Source organism: Paenibacillus macquariensis (assembly GCF_900156375.1).
Taxonomy (GTDB): Bacteria; Bacillota; Bacilli; order Paenibacillales; family Paenibacillaceae; genus Paenibacillus_AQ; species Paenibacillus_AQ macquariensis.
This window is the reverse complement of sequence record NZ_FTNK01000016.1, coordinates 64,861-83,070: the sequence shown is the minus strand read 5'-3', so window position 1 is coordinate 83,070 and position 18,210 is coordinate 64,861. Positions and strand designations below refer to the sequence as shown.

Below are 18,210 nucleotides of genomic sequence, written 5' to 3'. Positions count from 1 at the left end.
ATTATTTTCAAAAGAAAAGACGTGTGAGTAATATCTACCCACACGCCTTCTTCTTTACTATTTATTGTTCAAATAAAGATTTAAGACCTGAGTCTAATTCTAATGCATGCAATATAATTGTAAGGGCTTCTGCACGAGTAGCATTGGATTGTGGTGCAAAGTGATCAGTTGACTGCCCATTTACTAGCCCCATAGAAGCAGCTGCCTGAATCTGATCTTTATTCCAGACCCCATCAATGTCTTTAAAAGTACCTTGACTAGAAGTTGTCTTGAGAACTACTAATTTAGAAATAATAGAAATAATTTCAGCTCTAGTTATTTGTCTGTCAGGCTTAAACGTTCCATCTTCGTAACCTGAGATAATACCACTAGAGGACAAGGCTATAATAGCATCTTCAGCCCAATGACCTTTACCATCTGATAGGTTAGTAGATGTGGAACCCGTTAATCCAAACACTCTAAATATGATAGAAGCAAACTCTCCTCGAGTAATACTATCATTAGGCCGGAATGAACCATCCTCGTATCCTTTTACAACGCCCAGTTTAGTGAATAACTTAACCGTTTTATCTGCCCAGTGAGTAGCCGTGTCATTAAAGTTCACAGACACTCCCTTACTGTCTTCCAATTTCTTAGTGAGTTCTGAGATAACCTTTGCAATATTAACACCCGTAGGGAAGATTGGAGGAGTACTAGCTGCTGGAGGTTTTTCTACAGTAATCTCATTAGTACCATAGCTTGGAGTTCCACCCGTTCCAGTTCCAGTTCCAGGAATATAAGGATTAGTAATGTTGAGATTAATATGATCAACGATTACTGACGTGCCTGAATACTTAGCTTCTATTGTTACACTGCCTGACTTTAATGCTGTGATCACTCCATTATGAATGGAAACTTTAGAAGGATCGTCAGCTGTCCAAGTAATTAGAGAAGTTATATCTTGAGTCGTCGTGTCACTCATAGTTGCAGTAGCTACTACAGTGAACGTATCCCCAACTTGCATTGTTCCAGTATGCTTGTTCAAAGACATAGCAATGACTGTTGCAATTGGAGGAGTAGTTGAAAGTGTAGTAAAGCTAACATCGTTTCCATAGCTTGTCCCTACGCTATTCGTAGCAAATGCGCGAACGTAATAAGTTGTTCCCGCTACTAATCCACCCAGATTCGAAGTGTAGCTACCTGTCGTGCCGGCAACGACAATCTGCTTGTCCGCTAGTGTTGGATTACTTGTCGTAGAATAAACAATACCGCGTACGGTTACCGGAGCACCGCCTTCGCTGGTTATATCCCCGCCTACGTCTGCCGAGGTTGCGGTAACATTCGTTACCGGATCAGTTGTTGATACCGTCGCTACGCTACTCGGCAACGTTGTCGTAAAGCTAACATCGTTCCCATAGCTTGTCCCTACGCTATTCGTCGCAAATGCGCGAACGTGATAAGTGGTCTCCGCTGCAAGTCCAGTTAGATTCGAAGTGTAGCTACCCGTCGTGCCAGCAACGACAACCTTCATGTCTGCTATTGTTGGATCACTACTCGTAGAAAAAACAATACCGCGTACGGTTACCGCCGAATCGCCGTCACTGGTTACATCCCCGCCTACATTTGCCGAGGTTGAGGTAACATTCGTTACCGGATTTGTTGATACCGTCGCTGCTTCAACAGGAGCGTTGACGAGCACTCCTGCCGTACTGCCTACGCTATTTAATGTTAATGAGGCATCAGTGTTGCTAACGGAATCTTTAATCGTACCTCTATTAAGATCTAACGCCCCGACGGTTATACCGTCCAAGTCAGAATCGCCTCTTTGAACCGTGTAACGAAATGTCAGGGTGTTGCTTCCCGAGCCGGAAAGATAATCTGCCCTTACCGACTTGATTCCTATCACTAGCCACAAACTTGGCGTCCCATTCGTCGTATCCACACTAACCGCCTGATCAAACGCCACACCAAAATCGAGGGCTTGCCCAAACGTGTAAGTACCATTCGCTGGCACACTTACAGAGATAACTTTCGCAGATAGATCAGCCAATACCACTGTGGTGACCACATAATTTTGCGTCAACCCGTTCTCTGAGATTACAGTGTACGTCAGTGGACTTGTAAAATCGTTAAGCGTTCGCCCGGAATATTGGACTTCGTTGCCTATTTTGACAGATTGACCATTTGTCGTGAACGTTGCGGTCTGATTGAGAAGTGAACCTCTGGCAGGCAATACAACGGATATCGTATGCGCAGCTTCATTCACAGTACCCTCTGTACCCGCAACAGCAAAAGTCAGCATTTCTTTAGTTGAGCTTGCAGCCGCAACTTGTACCGTCACGGTATAGACTTGAGAGTCGCCGACTTCATCATAAACGACATAGTCAACAAGCGATCTGAAATCTAAGACGGCTTCTCCGCTAATTTGCTGTACTTGGTTTACGTAGACCCTGGTGCCCGTAGACGTAAACGCCGGCGCTAAGGATGCCAAGTTTGTACCGAAGGGAACCGTAAGAGCTATCTTATGGTTTATCTCATCGATTATCCCAACTGAAGAAAGCGAAGCCAACCCGAAATAAGTGATTTCTTTGGCCGTACTGAGCTCTCTTTGAAAATTAACGGTAACCGTATAGTTCCGTGTGCTGCCATCTAAGGCTTCAACCGTATAGATCAATGGTTGTGTAAAATTCTGAGCGCTGACGCCACTGTCTTGAACAGTACCATTCACCTTAACTTTAGCCGCGCTTTCATCTGTAATAAACGTAGGCTTCAACGCAGTCACATTCGTACCTTGCGGTACGGTGAGAAAGATCGCAAACGCTTCGTCGTCGATAAAGCCCGTCACTACAGGAGCCGACAAGTCAAATGATTTTATAGATTTTATGTTACTAGGCCCGATAGTTACCGTAACCGTATAATCCTGCTTACTACCGTCCTCGGCAACGACCGTTAATATTACGGGATTCGTATAATCAGTGCGCTTAACCCCACTAATATGATTAGGTACTGACGCACCTTCGGAAACCGTAAAGATCTCAAGCATATTGTCGACTGCGGAATTAAAAGGAACTTCGACGTTGATCGTATGGTTCACGTTATCGATGTTGCCAAGATTGTCTTCTACGGAAAAAGAAAGAAACTCCTTTGATGAACTTTGGCCATTCGCAAAAATAAATTGCGGAAACACGCTTAGAATTAAACTTAATACGAGTACTATTGACGCTGCCTTCTTAAATATTCTTAGCAATTTTATTCGCCTCCTGCTCCATTATTTCTATAACAATATAAAAAAACCTTCAATTTTTAGCGAATATTGAAATATTTTAGCTCCTCTCCAAACGCAACTGGTACATGAATATCCTCTATGTCTTCCTTTCGACTTAAACATCATTACTTTCCCTACTCTATTCAATATATATATATCGGTCATATGCTTCTCTTAACCTAGTATAAATTAAGAAATTTAGAACAAGTAGTGATCGTTGTCATTATTTTTGTCATATGACAATTTGGTTTTTTTGGATATTAAACATATATAAGTATGTAACAAGCATCTCTACTTTGATCTTGGACATGCCCCCTACCCACCGGTCTGCGACAAAAGTTACTCCTCAATCACTGGAGAAATAACATAATTAAAAGTCCCTAACCATTACAGGTCGGGGACTAATAATGCTATATTGGCAAACTTTCAGTCTGTTGTACTTTCAGTTAAATTCATCATTTAAGACTAAGCCTCGCTCTAACATCTTACATGTTTGCGTTTGAAGCCGAGTTTCCCTTTTTCTACTACCTTATTTATATTAACAGAAGCATTCAAGAGTTTGCTTTTTGCGGTACCCTGATTGACTTCTACCGGACCTACTTCCTTCGCAACTTCGACTGCCTTATCATGAAGCGGAAGATAGGATGTAGCCACGGTATATATGAAATTGTTCATCGCATATTTCGTGCGTTCGGGGGCATCATGAATTGTATTTTTTATAAGTTCTAACAAATCAGCGATTTTCTCTTCGGAGAATTCATTGTCTGGACGATTGCCGATCAGCCAGCAGTAACAGTTCCAGCCCGCCGACATTTTCAATTCGATATCGCTTGCAATCCATTTATCGGAAACATCTTGCGCGATATCCGTTTCTGCCAAGGTTACCGCTACTACAAAATCCGATAGCATATAAAAATAAGCTCCATCAATCCACCGTTCAAAATCCGCCTCAGACATTGCCTTCGGATCGGCGATCACCCCCGCAAAGTACATCGCGTCGTAATTCCCTGTGGCATAAAGCTGCTCAGCCAATGGTTGATTGAACTTTATTTTCCTGAAGATAGGCTTCATTTCGCCTGTAGCCACGCCAAAAAGCGGTTCGTGCGCGCCATTGGATTGGTATATCTTCTTGGTGCGTTCCTTACCGAGAGCTTCAAGTTCTTGCATTACCGATTCTAGATTCATTATTAGCACTCCTTTTTGATGGTTTGTCCTTCGGGATAAAGCCGTCTTTACTTGAATATATCATAAACCGGCCTTATTCCAATGAAATCAGGACCAAGAACACTTGAGGGTGTTAGGCACGTTCGGGCAAGTCTTATATGCCGCCATATTCCCGACACAATCAACTGATATATTAAGTGTGTAGCAAATGACCACCATAATAAAGAATATAAAACACTCTAGGAGGAATTTAAAATGAAAAAATCACTAACAATCGCTTCACTTGTACTCGCTATATCTGCTATCGGAACATCTGTATATGCATCCAGTGACATCGAAATTGATAAAACCAATAAATCCAGTAACGCAGCAACAGTGAAAGTCCTTCCAGCGACAGAATCATCTAAAGCACTCAGTGCAGATGAAGCAGCGAAGTTGAAAGACGACACAAACTTCACTAAAATGGCTAAAGAAAAAGGCATTACGCTAGAGGAATTGTTTGCTCAGCTTGAAAAGGAAGGTAAGGTAACTAAAGCTGTTCCTTCATCTGAAGCTACAAAAACTACAGGTACTACCGACTCAACGATGGATAGCAAAGCAACTGCAGTCACACAATCCAGTGAAGCTGTCAGCCTAGAAGAAATGGCAAAAGAGCAAGGCATCACGGTTGATCAACTGATCGCTAAGCTTGAAAAAGAAGGAAAACTTACGAAAGCTGCAAAAACAACAGACTCCACACAATCTACACAATCAGAAAAAATCAATAAATAACATATAAAGCGCAGCTAGAGCTGTCACAAAAGTAAACTTCTACTCAGGAGAGCTTTTGGGACAGCTCTCGTTGTTCAACAGAATACATATTGGTTAGAATAATACTGTGAAACATAATTATGGAAGGATGGTTATTTCCTTGAAGCGAGTATTGTTAGTAGAAGATGAGCTGCCGATCGCAGCCTTACTTCAAGCATATTTGGAAAAAGAAAGTTATGAAGTCATGTGGAATTCGGGTGAGGGGGAAATCGATGTGATGGAGCAATTCCTCAGTTGGAAACCCGATCTCGTATTGTTGGATCTTATGCTTCCGAATGATCAGAATGGAATTGATATTTTGCATCAAATTAGGCAAATAGGAAGCTGCCCCGTCATCATTCTTACGGCACGCGGCGCTGTACCAGAGCGTCTTCAAGGATTTGACCAAGGAGCGGACGACTATATTGCCAAGCCATTCGATCCTCAGGAAGTCATGGCCCGCATTCAAGCAGTACTTCGCCGCTCAGTCTATATGATAGATTCGAATATTATGCGACTTGGTAGTTTGGTTATTGACGCGAGCACTCGGAGCGTTACAGTCGGAGCTGAGCAGATCTCTTTGCTTCCCCGGGACTATCAACTGCTGACATTTCTAGCGGAACATCCCAATCAATGCTTTGAACGCGATCAGTTACTTAATCAAGTGTGGGGAATCGACTTCGAAGGTGGAGACCGTTCAGTCGACACCTCCATTAAACGGCTACGTAAGAGTCTCCAACAATGGCCAGCAAGCGAGGGTGAAATCGAAACGATTAGAGGAATGGGGTACAGTATCCGTGTTTACTAAGCATCCGGGCAAGTCCATACACAACAATGTAGAAGCTAAGCAGCAAGCTACCTCTGTTTCCTTGGTGCGATATTGGACATGGCGCTATGTGATGATTCTACTCATTATGCTTATGGGCATAGGTTTGTTTGGCATGTACTGGATTCGAATGAGTACTGTGGAACAGCAGTTTCAGCTACTCGAGGCGAGATCTGCAATGATGAGTGATTCATTTAGCAAAATGGATGATCTCATGCAATTAGCCACTACGGTGTCACCTGCACATTCTTCAGAAAAAATGCCACCAGCCCCCACAGAAAATATCCCATTGCCGGCATCTGTCCCTTCGATCCCCTCAGAATTCGTCCCTTCGATTCCAGATGGTTATCAATTTCAATTATTTAACGTTTCAGGTGAGATGATTTATTATTTCAGCAATTCATACGCGGAGGAAGGCGTTTACCTCAACTCCCCGCCCAAACAAAACGAAGTCCTTTCAGGTGAGAAAACTCGTGAGAAGGTCGATACGCAGTCAGGAAAGTGGCTACGAGTTGGTGTTCCTTTCTATAAACACAATCAAATTTCAGGAACACTCTATATGAGCGCCCAATATAACGAGGGTCGTTTGCCACAAATATACGGACTCATTGTGGTTGCATTTGGGCTTATTTCCTTATGCGGCTGGGCTGTCGTTTTCGTATTATCCCGCTCTCTCACAAGGCCACTCATTCAACTGGCTAGTGCAGCGAAAGAACTTTCATCAGGTAATTACCAGCCGTATTTGCCTGATCCGAGCCTCGTCAAGGAAGGTGAAATTAGCGGGCTTATTCAAGCTTTTCATGAAATGACTGAACGTCTAAACCAACTTGAACGTATGCGTACCGATCTGCTCGCAGGAGTCTCACATGAACTGCGTACGCCGATCACCTCAATCCGCGGTATGCTCCAAGCCATTCAGGAAGGCGTAGTTACAGGCAATAAAGCTAACGAGTTCATAAATATCGGGTTAAATGAGGCAAAGCGGATGCATGTAATGGTGGACGATCTGCTTAATTTTTCTTCAATGGAGTCAGATGTGATTCACCCTGAAAAGTCTCAGGTCTTGCTTGAGCCGTTAATAGAGGAGATCATTAAGCAGTTCCATACCATTCAAACATCTGTACCTGTTCAAGTGGAACTTGAGGTGCTTCCCTCCAGTTTGGTATGTACCTGTGATCAATCACATTTGAAGCAAATTTTTCTCAACTTGCTTAGCAACAGCGCCGCAGCTGCGGCTACTATCATCAAGATTACTGCAAGATCAACTGAATCGATGATCACTATCGATATCTCTGACAATGGTAAAGGGATTACTCCCGATGAAGTTCCATTTATTTTCGAACGCTACTACAGAGGAAACAGTCGCCGCAAGAAAAAACAAGGACTCGGTCTAGGGTTATCAATCTGCCGGTTACTCGCCCAAGCAAACGGCGGAACAATCGAGTTGCTTCAAACGTCATCAACAGGTACCGTATTGCGGCTGTCATTTCCCTGCGTATCGCAATAAAAAAGGCAAACACATTGCCAGCGAAAACTTTGGTGCTTTGCGTATATTAGTACCTTTTTGGTACACCAATAGTCAACTTTTATAGTCCTTTTCTATTGAGAATGTCCTCCGTTTCATTGACCTTCCGGTTTGATTGTAGATCGGTACTTCTTCGGCGTCATACTCGTATGCTTCTTGAAAACTTTAATAAAATGAGGTTGATCATAAAAGGTCAACCTCAATCCGATGGATGAAATCGTGTCATTGGTCATAAGAAGCAGTTTCTTGGCTTCTTCTACCCGCTGTTTCTGTATATAATTCATCATTGTCATACCTATCTGTTCTTTGAATATATTCATCAAGTAGCTACTGTTCAGTCCAGTCAACTCTGCAAGCTTGTCGAATGTAATCTCTTGATATAAATGGTTGAAGATGTACTCGCAGCAAATTCTGATCGGTTTAGACAACCTATTTTTCTGGCTCTGTTCAACACGTTCCGTAAAGTCTAATAACGCACGTAATAACGCGGCCTCAACCGCCTTGACATCATTCAGTTCTTCGATTTGTTGAATATGCAGATCACTGAGAGTAAAGGCCAGTTCTTCGTATATTCCTCCATCTACAGCAGCCCTCATAGCAATCGCAACAGAGCAAATGGCTAAATTTTTGATATTGCGGAGTTGGCTCCGTTTAGATAGAATCCCCACGCCCTCGATAGGATAGGCGATCCACTCTTTCATTAATTCACTTGTATTGCCAGTTCGAATCAATTCAATTAACCGTTTATCTATTTTCGAACTATGATTAGACACCGATAATTCCCGTTTGTTTTGAATTTCAATTTCTATATTCCTTTGAGACTTGGCCGGCAGCACATATTGATAACTATATTGCAGCACATCCGTAATTTCCAAAGCCTCTTGATTGATCATCCAATTCGCAAGTACGCTGATATGAAGCAGACGAATACGGCTTACGACCGGAAGGCTGTCCCAATGGGCTTTCCAGTGCGGCAGATCGAGATAAGACAATTGATTATCGTGCAAAAGCCCATTGATATGCTCATCTGTAGGTACTTGCTGGATTGAAGGACCGATTACAACGAATCCATGCCGCTTTCCACTACGTTTTATAGGTACTATGATAAACTCCTCCCAGGAATTCGCAGCTAGAATAACCGGGTGTTTCATCTCTTTCTCTATAAATGAACCGAATAGCTTGTCGAACTCCATATAAAAAGGCCTCTGCTGGTCTCCACTCCCCCAAATCGTCTCCACATCATGCCCATCTTCGGTATAAAAGATCGGAAGTTGGATGCTTTCATATAGTAACTTACATGAATAGGTTACTTCGGGTTGACTATGAACATTAACCAATATGGAAACCTCCCCAAGCGTACAATTTTTCTAAGTATTATACCATAATAGAAAGCGTTTCCATGAGATAATTTGAGTTGTACAGACATCCTAAATCCAAGGAGGTTATTTCTAGTGGAACGCGATATCCAAGCTCTAATTACTGAGATGACATTAGAAGAAAAAGCTGGCATGTGCTCCGGTTTAGATTTTTGGCGCTTAAAAGGTGTGGAGCGCCTAGGCATTCCTAACATTATGGTCACCGACGGCCCGCACGGACTGCGCAAGCAACAGGAAGGCACCGACCATTTGGGCGTATTTAATAGCGTTCCCGCTACTTGCTTCCCTTCAGCGGCCGGTATGGCCAGCTCGTGGGATCGGGAGCTGGTCAGCAAAGTCGGCGTAGCACTGGGTGAAGAGTGCCAGGCGGAAGACGTTGCCGTCCTCCTTGGGCCAGGCGCCAATATCAAACGCTCTCCGCTGTGCGGACGTAACTTCGAATATTTCTCGGAGGATCCTTTCCTTTCTTCCGAAATTGCCACCAGCCATATTCAAGGTGTGCAAAGCCAAGGAGTTGGCACATCTCTGAAGCATTTCGCGGTTAACAATCAGGAGCACCGTCGCATGGGCGTTGATGCCGTTGTCGATGAACGCACGCTGCGGGAAATTTATTTGGCGAGCTTCGAGGGTCCGGTAAAGAATGGCCAGCCGTGGACCGTCATGAGCGCTTACAACAAAGTTAACGGAACGTTTGCTTCCGAGAATAAGTTCTTGCTTACTGATATTTTGAAGGAAGAATGGGGACATGAAGGATTCGTCGTGACCGATTGGGGTGCTAACAATGACCGGGTAGATGGGCTAGCTGCCGGTCAAGAGCTGGAAATGCCTTCTAGCGGAGAAGCGAACGACCGTAAAATCGTAGAGGCTGTTCAAAACGGTCAGTTGTCCGAAGAGATGCTTAATCGTGCTGTTGAGCGAATTTTACGTATCATTTTCATGAGCGTAGATAACAAAAAACCAAACGCGACTTACGATCGGGACGATCATCATCGTCTGGCGCGAACCGTTGCCGGCGAAACGATGGTACTCCTGAAGAACGAAGAGAACCTGCTCCCACTAGCAAAAGGTAAGAAATTGGCGGTTATCGGTCCATTTGCGCAAAAACCGAGATACCAAGGCGGCGGCAGCTCGCATATCAATCCGACCCAGATCGACGTACCGATAGATGAAATCAAACAACTTGCGGGTGATTCTGCCTCGGTTGTGTACGCGCAAGGATTCCATTTGGACAGAGATGATCTGGACGCTGCTTTGATGGAAGAAGCGAAACAAGCAGCTAGCGAAGCGGATGCGGTCATCATTTTTGCGGGACTTCCCGACCGTTATGAATCCGAAGGCTTTGACCGCAAGCATCTGCATATGCCTTCGAACCAGAATCAGCTGATCGAAGAAATCACTGCCGTCCAGAGTAACGTGGTCGTCGTACTTATGAATGGTTCCCCAATCGATATGCCTTGGATCGGCCGAGTAAAATCGATCCTAGAAGCTTATTTGGGCGGTCAAGCGGCAGGCGGCGCGATCGCTGATTTATTGTTTGGTGAAGTGAATCCTAGCGGCAAGCTGACCGAGACATTCCCTATGAAGCTGAGCGATAACCCTTCGTTCCTGTTCTTCCCGGGCGAAGGCAATCGCGTTGAGTACCGCGAAGGCATTTTTGTTGGCTACCGTTATTATGATGCCAAAGAAGTAAAGCCGCTGTTCCCGTTCGGACACGGTCTGAGCTATACCACATTTGAATATTCGAATCTTGTCATCGATCATAAAACGATCAAAGATACGGATTCTATTAACATACAGGTAACGATACAAAATGCGGGCTCCCGTGCCGGTAAAGAAATTGCTCAGCTCTATGTCCGCGATGTAGAGAGTATGATTATCCGCCCTGTCAAAGAATTGAAGGGCTTTGCTAAAGTAGAACTTCAGCCGGGAGAGAAGAAGACCATTACGATGACGCTGGATAAACGTTCCTTCGCTTACTACAACGTAGATCTTAAGGATTGGCATGTGGAGTCCGGTGATTTTGAAATATTAATTGGACGCTCGTGTGAAGATATCGTTGTAAGCGATACGGTACATGTCGAGTCGACAGTCGCTTTGAAATCCATAGTCGACCTAAACACATTGGTTATCGACCTGTTAAACGATCCGCAAAGAGCGCCGTTCATGCAAGGATTGCTTCAGAAGATGCAAGAGGGAATGGGTACTATGTTGGAGGGTCTTGAAGCCTCTGACAGCCTGGGGGAAGGCTCGAGTGAAATGTTCGAAGGATTTATACATTATATGCCATTGCGCGGGCTGTTAATGATGAGCCAGGGAGCGTTCACGGAAGAAATGCTGAACGGGATTATTTATCAATTGAATAATCCTTCATAAATGATTGGGCAAACATATGTAAACCGAAAATATCAAGTTTAGAGAGAAGCTTGGATACGGGTTTGAGGATATGCTTCGTGTATCTTCACACCCTGCTTCCTTTACAGATAGATCTATGAGAAACATGCTCAACATGTTGGCACCATATTATAACAATATGAATCGGAGGTATAAGAAGATGCAAAATGAAAACTCAATCGTAGTGGTTACCGGTGCAGGTAGCGGAATTGGACGAGCAAGTTGTATAAAGCTGGCACAGAACGGGGCGAAAGTCGTTGCGGTCGACTTCAATCAAACAACCGGGGAAGAGACGCTATCACTAATACAAGAACATGGTGGCGAAGGTATCTTCGTACAAGCCGATGTATCGAAGAACGAAGACGTCGAACGGTATGTTCAAATTGCCGTGGAAACCTACGGACGCATTGACGCATTTGTTAACAATGCCGGCGTTCTGCAAACATTTTCAATGCTAACAGATATTAGCGAAGCCGAATATGACCGTATCATGAACGTCAATGTCAAAGGTGTTTTTCTTGGCTTGAAACATGTTCTCAAAGTTATGGAGAAGCAAGGTCATGGCTCAATTATTAATACCGCATCTACGTCAGGCATTCGTGCCGAGCATAGTCTCGCAGCATATTCAGCAAGCAAACATGCTGTAATAGGATTGACGAAGGGGGCGGCATTAGAATACGTGAAAAAAGGTATCCGCGTCAATGCGATTTGCCCAGGTGGCGTCGATACGACATTGACGCAATCTGTTCCTTTGATGATACAGAAAACTGGCTACGTGCCAGAGGAAATTCCAAATATGCGAATGGGTCGCTATTCTGATCCTTCAGAAATTGCAGAGATGGTGGTCTTCTTGGCCTCCAACAAATCCAGCTATATGACAGGTTCAATCGTTGTCGTAGACGGTGGTTTGACGCTATAAACACGACTCATGTCGACTGGGTGTTTCAGAAACTAATGGAATACTCTTCGCTTTTGTAGTAACTCGGATTAAGGGGTGTCCCAAAAGTCATTGATGAAATGGCTAGGGACACCCCTGTTCTATAGGAGGAAAATAGATGGTGTGAGCGGTTGCTCCGAGAACGGACCGTCCCTCAACGATTGTGGTTCTGCTTTCATTTTATATGTAGACATAATCCCTCTATATATTATCTTAAGGAACGGCATTTCATTGAATGCTTTCTCTTTCTCACGCCCTAATCATTTAATCCTTTTCCATTGAGAATTTGCTGCATATACTTTTCAACCCTTGACACTCGAGTCTTGGATTGTTTGGGTTGAGTAAAGTGAAAAATGTATGCTCTTTGCCGTCCAGGCGTCAATGCTTCAAAAGCAGTTTTCAAGGCAGGGATTTCATCTAATTTATTTTGAAATTCTTCAGGAATGGTGTATTCTTCATTCTTTTTAAAATCCACTTCCAAACCGGATTTTTCAACTTCAATGGCTTCATATATATAGGCTTTCAAGGTGGCTTCCATTTCAACTATTTCTTGAACATTGGTGAACCGAATCTGGCGCCCCGCCTGTACATTCTCCGTTTGTTGGATTAGAATCCCATTGGCATCCTTTAACAAGGAACCTTTGATGAACAAAATCGCACAGTACTCTTTAAATCCATGTATTAACACGATGTTTTTGTTCTCAAGCGTGTAGCATGGATGCATCCACTTAAATTCTTCGGTCAACTCACAGTCAAGAACGATAGTTCTCAACTTCTCATATTCTTCTTTCCATTTTTTAGATTTATTTAAATATTCATCAACCTTAGGATTCAATCTACTATTTGTCATTAAGGAGCGCCCCTCTTCATCACTTATTTCGTATCTGCGTCTTATAGGTTCAATTGTACTGTTTTTTTATGGATTGTACAGTTTGTGTACAGACTCTAGTATATTAATCCCATACAAAATATTATTTATTTAATATTTGTACCTTCACGCACGATTTAAAAAACTCGTCCCTATTTATAATACGGTTCTCTCTCACCCTAATAACGAAATTAAAGGGCACCTTATGGGTGCCCTGATAAACGATTGTGTACGCTAGTATTGGCCTAAAAGACCTTTCTTCATAGCTATTTTCTCGCATCGATGGAACACAACGAGCCCTAAGATCAGATATATCAGCGAATTTAATACTAATACCCCATAATCTGACCAAGGTAATTGTGTCAACATCAGATCGTCTATCATCACTGTTCTTACCATATTCACGCCTTTGACGAATGGAGCAAATGCTAGAAACGGAGCTACCGTTAACGGAACAAATACAAGTCCCATCAACACAAATTGAAAGATCTGTAGAAACGCTTGAATTTGCTTCACAATAATAGCTAACCCAGCAATCATAAAGCTAATACCTACCATACTTATCATCGTAACTACAATGATCGGGATCGTTGTCATGGGGTTAAGACTCAACCACTGTCCGGAGGTTAGCATCGCACCAAAGAGCAAGAGGACCATAATAACAGACTGTAAGCCGAATTGAGCGATGATCCGCGTGAGCATGATTTTCCACACCCCCATTGGGGACATATAGATTTGTTCTAACGTTCCACGCGTCGCTTCTGTTACTACCGAGAAACCGATAAAGTTCATCGTCATCATCGTTAAGCTCCAAAAGACTACACTTACAATTGAATATTGAACATTCGTATCAAAACTGGCTGGATCACCTATGAACATAATTCCAAAGAATGCAGCCAGAAATATAATATAAAAAGTAAATACTAACGCAATCGTGTTCGGTAGATAACGTTTCATCTCAATATATTCCTTACGAAAATTAGCATTGAATAGGTGTAGCCATTTCATTGGTCATCCCTCCCTTTACAATCTGCATAAACACTTGTTCGAAATCAATGGTTATACGATCAATACTTTCCACCATGGTTCCTTCCTCTTTCAAAAGATCGAACAACTCGTAGATGTCCTGACCATGCTCTAAATTCACTTCTACGATGGTTTCATGGGAGCTTGCTTTATATGTGCTTAATGGAAATCTACTCAACAATTTATTTTTCTGGTTGATGCTTAATTCCTCACCCAACTTAATCGAATATGCCCTTGTCTCAAATAACCTAAGTAAATTCTCCACTCTGTCGTCAATCACAACTTCACCTTTATTAATGATAATGACACGGTCACACAACTCCTGAACGACAGGCATATCATGCGAACTAATAATAATCGTGCGCTTTTCTTCCTTAACGATTCTGTTCAAAATATTACGCAATTCATAACTAACCTCAACATCCAATCCGAGAGTTGGCTCATCCAGCAAGATGACATCCGTATTAGCTAATAGTGCTACAGCGATAGCCAGCTTTTGTTGCATCCCCCGGGATAATCCATTGACAAGCTCATTCTCCTTATCCTTAAGGTTGAATTGCTCTAATAATTTATCCGCTTGATAGGCAACTTGCTTCCGAGAGTAACCCCGGTTACCTGCGAAATATTCTAGGTTTTCCCGAACCGTAAGACGCCAATATAAATTTCGGTTCCCCTCTAATACAGCACTGATATGCTCTAGCGCTTTAAGTCTCTTCTTATAAATATCTAAGCCATTAATGGTTATAGAACCCGCATCCGATTCTAACAAACCACAGAGCATCTTTATCGTTGATGTCTTCCCAGCACCATTGGGTCCCAATAAACCGAGAACCTCTCCACGATTCACATCAAAAGAAACATCGCGAACCGCATGTATCTTCTCTTTCGTTTTTCTTTTCCCATACGCCTTGCTAATACCCCGTACTTCTATAATTTTCTCCACCCTTTAACCATCCTCTCCATACGATATAAAAAGTGATTCAATTGACATATTTATTCTATTGCAGTATCTCGATTTATTTAACTGACTTCAGATGGATACTTCCTCCGTCTGAGGGATGAGATTTACCTATTGGTTGCGTTAGACAGGTAACAACGAAAAAAACACATCTCTTTGAGATGTGTCTGGAATCGCACGGCGAAGATAAGGAGGTACAGACGAATGAAATGGAATATTTGTAAATATTTCAATGTACTGATGGACATGATACCCCTAGAGTCTGTGAAATACGATGGGAACAATCATGCACACGAAGATAAATTACAATGGAGGGTCATATGAACTTCTTTCTACTCATTAACATCACCGGTATTTTGGTCTTTATCGGAGTTGCGTTTCTGTTCTCCAAAGATAAAAAAAATGTAAATTGGAAAGCCATTAGTATCCTGGTTATCTTTAATCTATTCTTGGTCTGGGTGTTAACTGCATTCTCAGGTGGACGCTGGTTTATTGGACAAGTTGCCAAAGCCTTTACTTGGTTAATTGATACTGCTTTTTCTGGTATAGGATTTGCATTTGCAAGTATGGTTCATGTTGAAAATATGGACGTTGTGTTCAGTGCATTAATGCCGATCCTATTAGTTGTACCGTTATTTGATATTTTAACTTATCTGGGGATCCTCCCTAAAATCATTAAATTGTTGGGCTGGGGACTATCTAAACTTACGGGTCAACCACAGTTTGAATCCTTCTATGCCATTGAAATGATGTTCCTTGGTAACACAGAGGCATTAGCCGTATCTGGCGGACAATTAAAGTCTATGAGCCAGCAACGCCTATTCACGATTTCACTTATGTCCATGAGTTGTGTATCCGCAGCGATGATCGGTGTATATACACAAATGCTTCCAGCAGAATTTGTTCTTACTGCTATACCACTTAATGTTATCAACGCGATTATTGTAACAAGTATCCTGAATCCGGTCGTCATACCAAAGGAAGAAGATGTTATCTTTGAAATGAAAAAAGAAGACAAGCCACCCTTCTTCTCTTTCCTAGGCGATTCTATCCTTGGTGCAGGTAAGTTGATTCTGATCATCACAGCGATGATTATTGCATTCGTATCCTTAGCAGCACTTATTGATAAGCTTCTGCTGCTCATTGCGCCTTGGCTTACATTGAGCAGCATTCTAGGTACTATCATGACACCATTTTCTTTACTTCTCGGTCTGTCATTTAGTGAAGCATTCCAAGCTGCTCAGTACATGAGCACCAAATTGGTAACCAATGAGTTCGTCGTGATGATCGAAATTATGCCGATAATGGATACATTCAGTCCACATATGAAGGCAGTTCTGTGTACCTTCCTTGTATCCTTTGCGAACTTCTCTACAGTGGAATTGATTCTAGGCTGTTTCAAAGGTATTGTGAGTAAGGAGAAATCAGATAATTTGTCCAAAGGGGTATGGTTGATGATCATTTCAGGAACATTAGTATCCTTACTAAGTGCTGGTTTTGTCGGACTATTCGTGTGGTAACACTGGCTATAACGGCAAGATTGAAAAGGCAAATTTTAAGACCATTCCCTCGCGGAATGGCCTTATGTCTATCTGGCTATGATTTTAAGTGGGTTCGTTGCAATAAAGCGATCAACCTCATGTATTGATCATGCTGTTATCTTGATTGCTTTTCCCCTTTTTGCTTCTAATCGAATACAGTATGAATAATAAAATAAACCATAACGGGGTAAACAATAGAGCCGGACGTGTTTCTTCAGAGAACAGCATTATGATGAGAATGAAGGCAAACAACGTTAAGACCGCATAATTCATAGCCGGCGTGAACGGTGCTTTGAATTTGGATGTAGCCTGCAAATCCGGCCGGGTTTTCTTATACTTAATATGACACACGAGAACAACGCCCCATACCCATATGAAACAAATGGCACTTATCGTTGTCACAACTCCAAAAGCCTGCTCCGGAATGAGTTTACTCAATAGGGCCCCCACAGATATGACAATCGTAGAAATGAATAACGAGTTACTTGGTACATGATTTCTATTCAGTTTGCCAAAATGAGAGGATGCTTGGTCCTTCCTACTCAAATTATAGAGAATCCGGCTTGTTGAGAACATCCCACTGTTACAAGCGGAAGCAGCTGAGGTTAATACGACGAAATTGATAATCCCCGCAGCAATCGGAATCCCCACCAAAGTAAAGGTTCTCACAAATGGACTTTCTGCCGGACTGAGCTGCGTCCATGGGTTAATGCACAGCAGGACGAACAGCGCGCCAACATAGAAAAATAGAATCCGCAGCGGAATTTTATTAATCGCAGATGGGATATTTTTTTCCGGATTTGCTGTTTCCGCTGCCGATACACCCACTAATTCCACACCGACATAAGCGAATACAACCATTTGAAATGATAATAAGAAACCTGAAACTCCATTTGGAAAGAAGCCCCCGTGCTCCCAAAGGTTTCGTACCGTCACGGATCCTGCATCCGTCTTAAACCCAATGATCAATAAAATGATCCCTAGGCCAATTAAGGCTAGAATTGTGACTACTTTGATTAAAGCAAACCAAAATTCGAGTTCTCCAAAACTTTTTACGGTTAATAGATTAAGTCCTAATAAAATGGTTAGACAGACAACGGCAGGAACCCATTGCGGGATATCAAACCAATACTGCACATATACGCCAACAGCAATGACATCAGCCATAGCTGTCATGATCCAACAAAACCAATAGGTCCAACCGGTAATGTACGCGACCCGCGTTCCAAGGTAGTCTTCGGCAATGTCCGTAAACGATTGATAACCTGCTTTAGACAATAGAAGTTCTCCCAGTGCTCTCATCACAAAAAACACAGCAATACCCACGATTAAATACGTGATCATAATGGATGGGCCTGCCTTCTCTATCGCCTTTCCCGATCCCAGGAATAATCCCGTACCAATGGTGCCGCCGATGGCGATAAGTTGAACATGCCGATTGGCAAGCTCCCTCTTTAATTCTGGTTGTGCCATTCCTAGTTCCCCCTTGTGAATACAACTTATTGATGCCAATAAAAAAAGAGACTGGATGTCATCCAATCTCTCAGTTCATAAGAATATCAAAT

At 42.7% G+C, this 18,210-nt stretch carries 13 protein-coding genes; 6 read left to right on the top strand and 7 right to left on the bottom strand.

Annotated features, from left to right (window positions below; genetic code table 11):
• Nucleotides 1-61 precede the first annotated feature (61 nt).
• Together BW961_RS22645 and BW961_RS22640 are read right to left on the bottom strand one after the other, a co-directional pair.
• Nucleotides 62-3,226 carry an S-layer homology domain-containing protein gene (locus tag BW961_RS22645; RefSeq protein WP_068589242.1) on the bottom strand — a complete coding sequence of 1,055 codons (3,165 nt, stop codon included), beginning with the start codon at nt 3,224-3,226 and terminating at the stop codon, nt 62-64.
• A 495-nt stretch (nt 3,227-3,721) separates the two neighbouring features.
• Nucleotides 3,722-4,429, bottom strand: a complete 708-nt coding sequence (locus tag BW961_RS22640; RefSeq protein WP_068589245.1) for a DNA alkylation repair protein — start codon at nt 4,427-4,429, stop codon at nt 3,722-3,724.
• Between the two features lie 234 nt (nt 4,430-4,663).
• Here BW961_RS22640 and BW961_RS22635 point away from each other — a divergent pair, with 234 nt between their 5' ends.
• The 3 genes from BW961_RS22635 (at nt 4,664) to BW961_RS22625 (ending at nt 7,530) form a co-directional block, all read left to right on the top strand.
• Nucleotides 4,664-5,179 carry a hypothetical protein gene (locus BW961_RS22635; RefSeq protein ID WP_068589248.1) on the top strand — a complete coding sequence of 172 codons (516 nt, stop codon included), beginning with the start codon at nt 4,664-4,666 and terminating at the stop codon, nt 5,177-5,179.
• A 139-nt stretch (nt 5,180-5,318) separates the two neighbouring features.
• Entirely contained in the window at nt 5,319-6,005 is a 687-nt protein-coding gene (locus BW961_RS22630; protein WP_068589251.1) for a response regulator transcription factor, read from the top strand.
• Nucleotides 5,956-7,530 carry a HAMP domain-containing sensor histidine kinase gene (locus BW961_RS22625; RefSeq protein WP_244556029.1) on the top strand — a complete coding sequence of 525 codons (1,575 nt, stop codon included), beginning with the start codon at nt 5,956-5,958 and terminating at the stop codon, nt 7,528-7,530. The genes BW961_RS22630 and BW961_RS22625 overlap by 50 nt, the downstream gene beginning before the upstream one ends.
• A gap of 113 nt (nt 7,531-7,643) precedes the next feature.
• Here the strand turns inward: BW961_RS22625 and BW961_RS22620 are convergent, their stop codons facing one another.
• On the bottom strand, nt 7,644-8,885 hold the full coding sequence (locus BW961_RS22620) for an AraC family transcriptional regulator (RefSeq protein ID WP_068589256.1): 1,242 nt from the start codon (nt 8,883-8,885) through the stop codon (nt 7,644-7,646).
• A gap of 114 nt (nt 8,886-8,999) precedes the next feature.
• Between BW961_RS22620 and BW961_RS22615 the strand changes: the two genes are divergently transcribed.
• Nucleotides 9,000-11,297: a beta-glucosidase gene (locus tag BW961_RS22615; RefSeq protein ID WP_068589260.1), complete on the top strand. Its 2,298-nt coding sequence runs from the start codon at nt 9,000-9,002 to the stop codon at nt 11,295-11,297.
• 178 nt (nt 11,298-11,475) lie between these two features.
• The gene (locus tag BW961_RS22610) at nt 11,476-12,234 is read left to right on the top strand and encodes an SDR family NAD(P)-dependent oxidoreductase (protein ID WP_068589263.1); all 759 of its coding nucleotides are present in this window, start codon (nt 11,476-11,478) and stop codon (nt 12,232-12,234) included.
• Between the two features lie 274 nt (nt 12,235-12,508).
• On the opposite strand, the gene BW961_RS22605 is transcribed toward BW961_RS22610, so the two are convergent.
• The 3 genes from BW961_RS22605 to BW961_RS22595 form a co-directional block, all read right to left on the bottom strand.
• Nucleotides 12,509-13,102 (bottom strand): YdeI/OmpD-associated family protein, encoded by a 594-nt coding sequence (locus BW961_RS22605; protein ID WP_068589266.1) that lies wholly within the window; start codon nt 13,100-13,102, stop codon nt 12,509-12,511.
• 252 nt (nt 13,103-13,354) lie between these two features.
• Nucleotides 13,355-14,128, bottom strand: a complete 774-nt coding sequence (locus tag BW961_RS22600; protein WP_068589268.1) for an ABC transporter permease — start codon at nt 14,126-14,128, stop codon at nt 13,355-13,357.
• A complete protein-coding gene (locus BW961_RS22595) occupies nt 14,100-15,089 on the bottom strand; it encodes an ABC transporter ATP-binding protein (protein WP_068589272.1) in 990 nt (329 codons plus the stop codon). The genes BW961_RS22600 and BW961_RS22595 overlap by 29 nt, the downstream gene beginning before the upstream one ends.
• 335 nt (nt 15,090-15,424) lie before the next feature.
• Here BW961_RS22595 and BW961_RS22590 point away from each other — a divergent pair, with 335 nt between their 5' ends.
• Nucleotides 15,425-16,624 (top strand): NupC/NupG family nucleoside CNT transporter, encoded by a 1,200-nt coding sequence (locus BW961_RS22590; RefSeq protein WP_068589274.1) that lies wholly within the window; start codon nt 15,425-15,427, stop codon nt 16,622-16,624.
• A gap of 117 nt (nt 16,625-16,741) precedes the next feature.
• On the opposite strand, the gene BW961_RS22585 is transcribed toward BW961_RS22590, so the two are convergent.
• Nucleotides 16,742-18,118, bottom strand: a complete 1,377-nt coding sequence (locus BW961_RS22585) for an amino acid permease (protein WP_068589277.1) — start codon at nt 18,116-18,118, stop codon at nt 16,742-16,744.
• Nucleotides 18,119-18,210: the final 92 nt, after the last annotated feature.

What these genes read in the sequence shown, in the direction of transcription:
- BW961_RS22640 (WP_068589245.1), bottom strand. Translation starts at nt 4,429, where the DNA reads ATGAATCTAGAATCGGTAATGCAAGAACTTGAAGCTCTCGGTAAGGAA.
- BW961_RS22605 (WP_068589266.1), bottom strand. Translation starts at nt 13,102, where the DNA reads ATGACAAATAGTAGATTGAATCCTAAGGTTGATGAATATTTAAATAAA.
- BW961_RS22635 (WP_068589248.1), top strand. Translation starts at nt 4,664, where the DNA reads ATGAAAAAATCACTAACAATCGCTTCACTTGTACTCGCTATATCTGCT.
- BW961_RS22585 (WP_068589277.1), bottom strand. Translation starts at nt 18,118, where the DNA reads ATGGCACAACCAGAATTAAAGAGGGAGCTTGCCAATCGGCATGTTCAA.
- BW961_RS22610 (WP_068589263.1), top strand. Translation starts at nt 11,476, where the DNA reads ATGCAAAATGAAAACTCAATCGTAGTGGTTACCGGTGCAGGTAGCGGA.
- BW961_RS22600 (WP_068589268.1), bottom strand. Translation starts at nt 14,128, where the DNA reads ATGAAATGGCTACACCTATTCAATGCTAATTTTCGTAAGGAATATATT.
- BW961_RS22590 (WP_068589274.1), top strand. Translation starts at nt 15,425, where the DNA reads ATGAACTTCTTTCTACTCATTAACATCACCGGTATTTTGGTCTTTATC.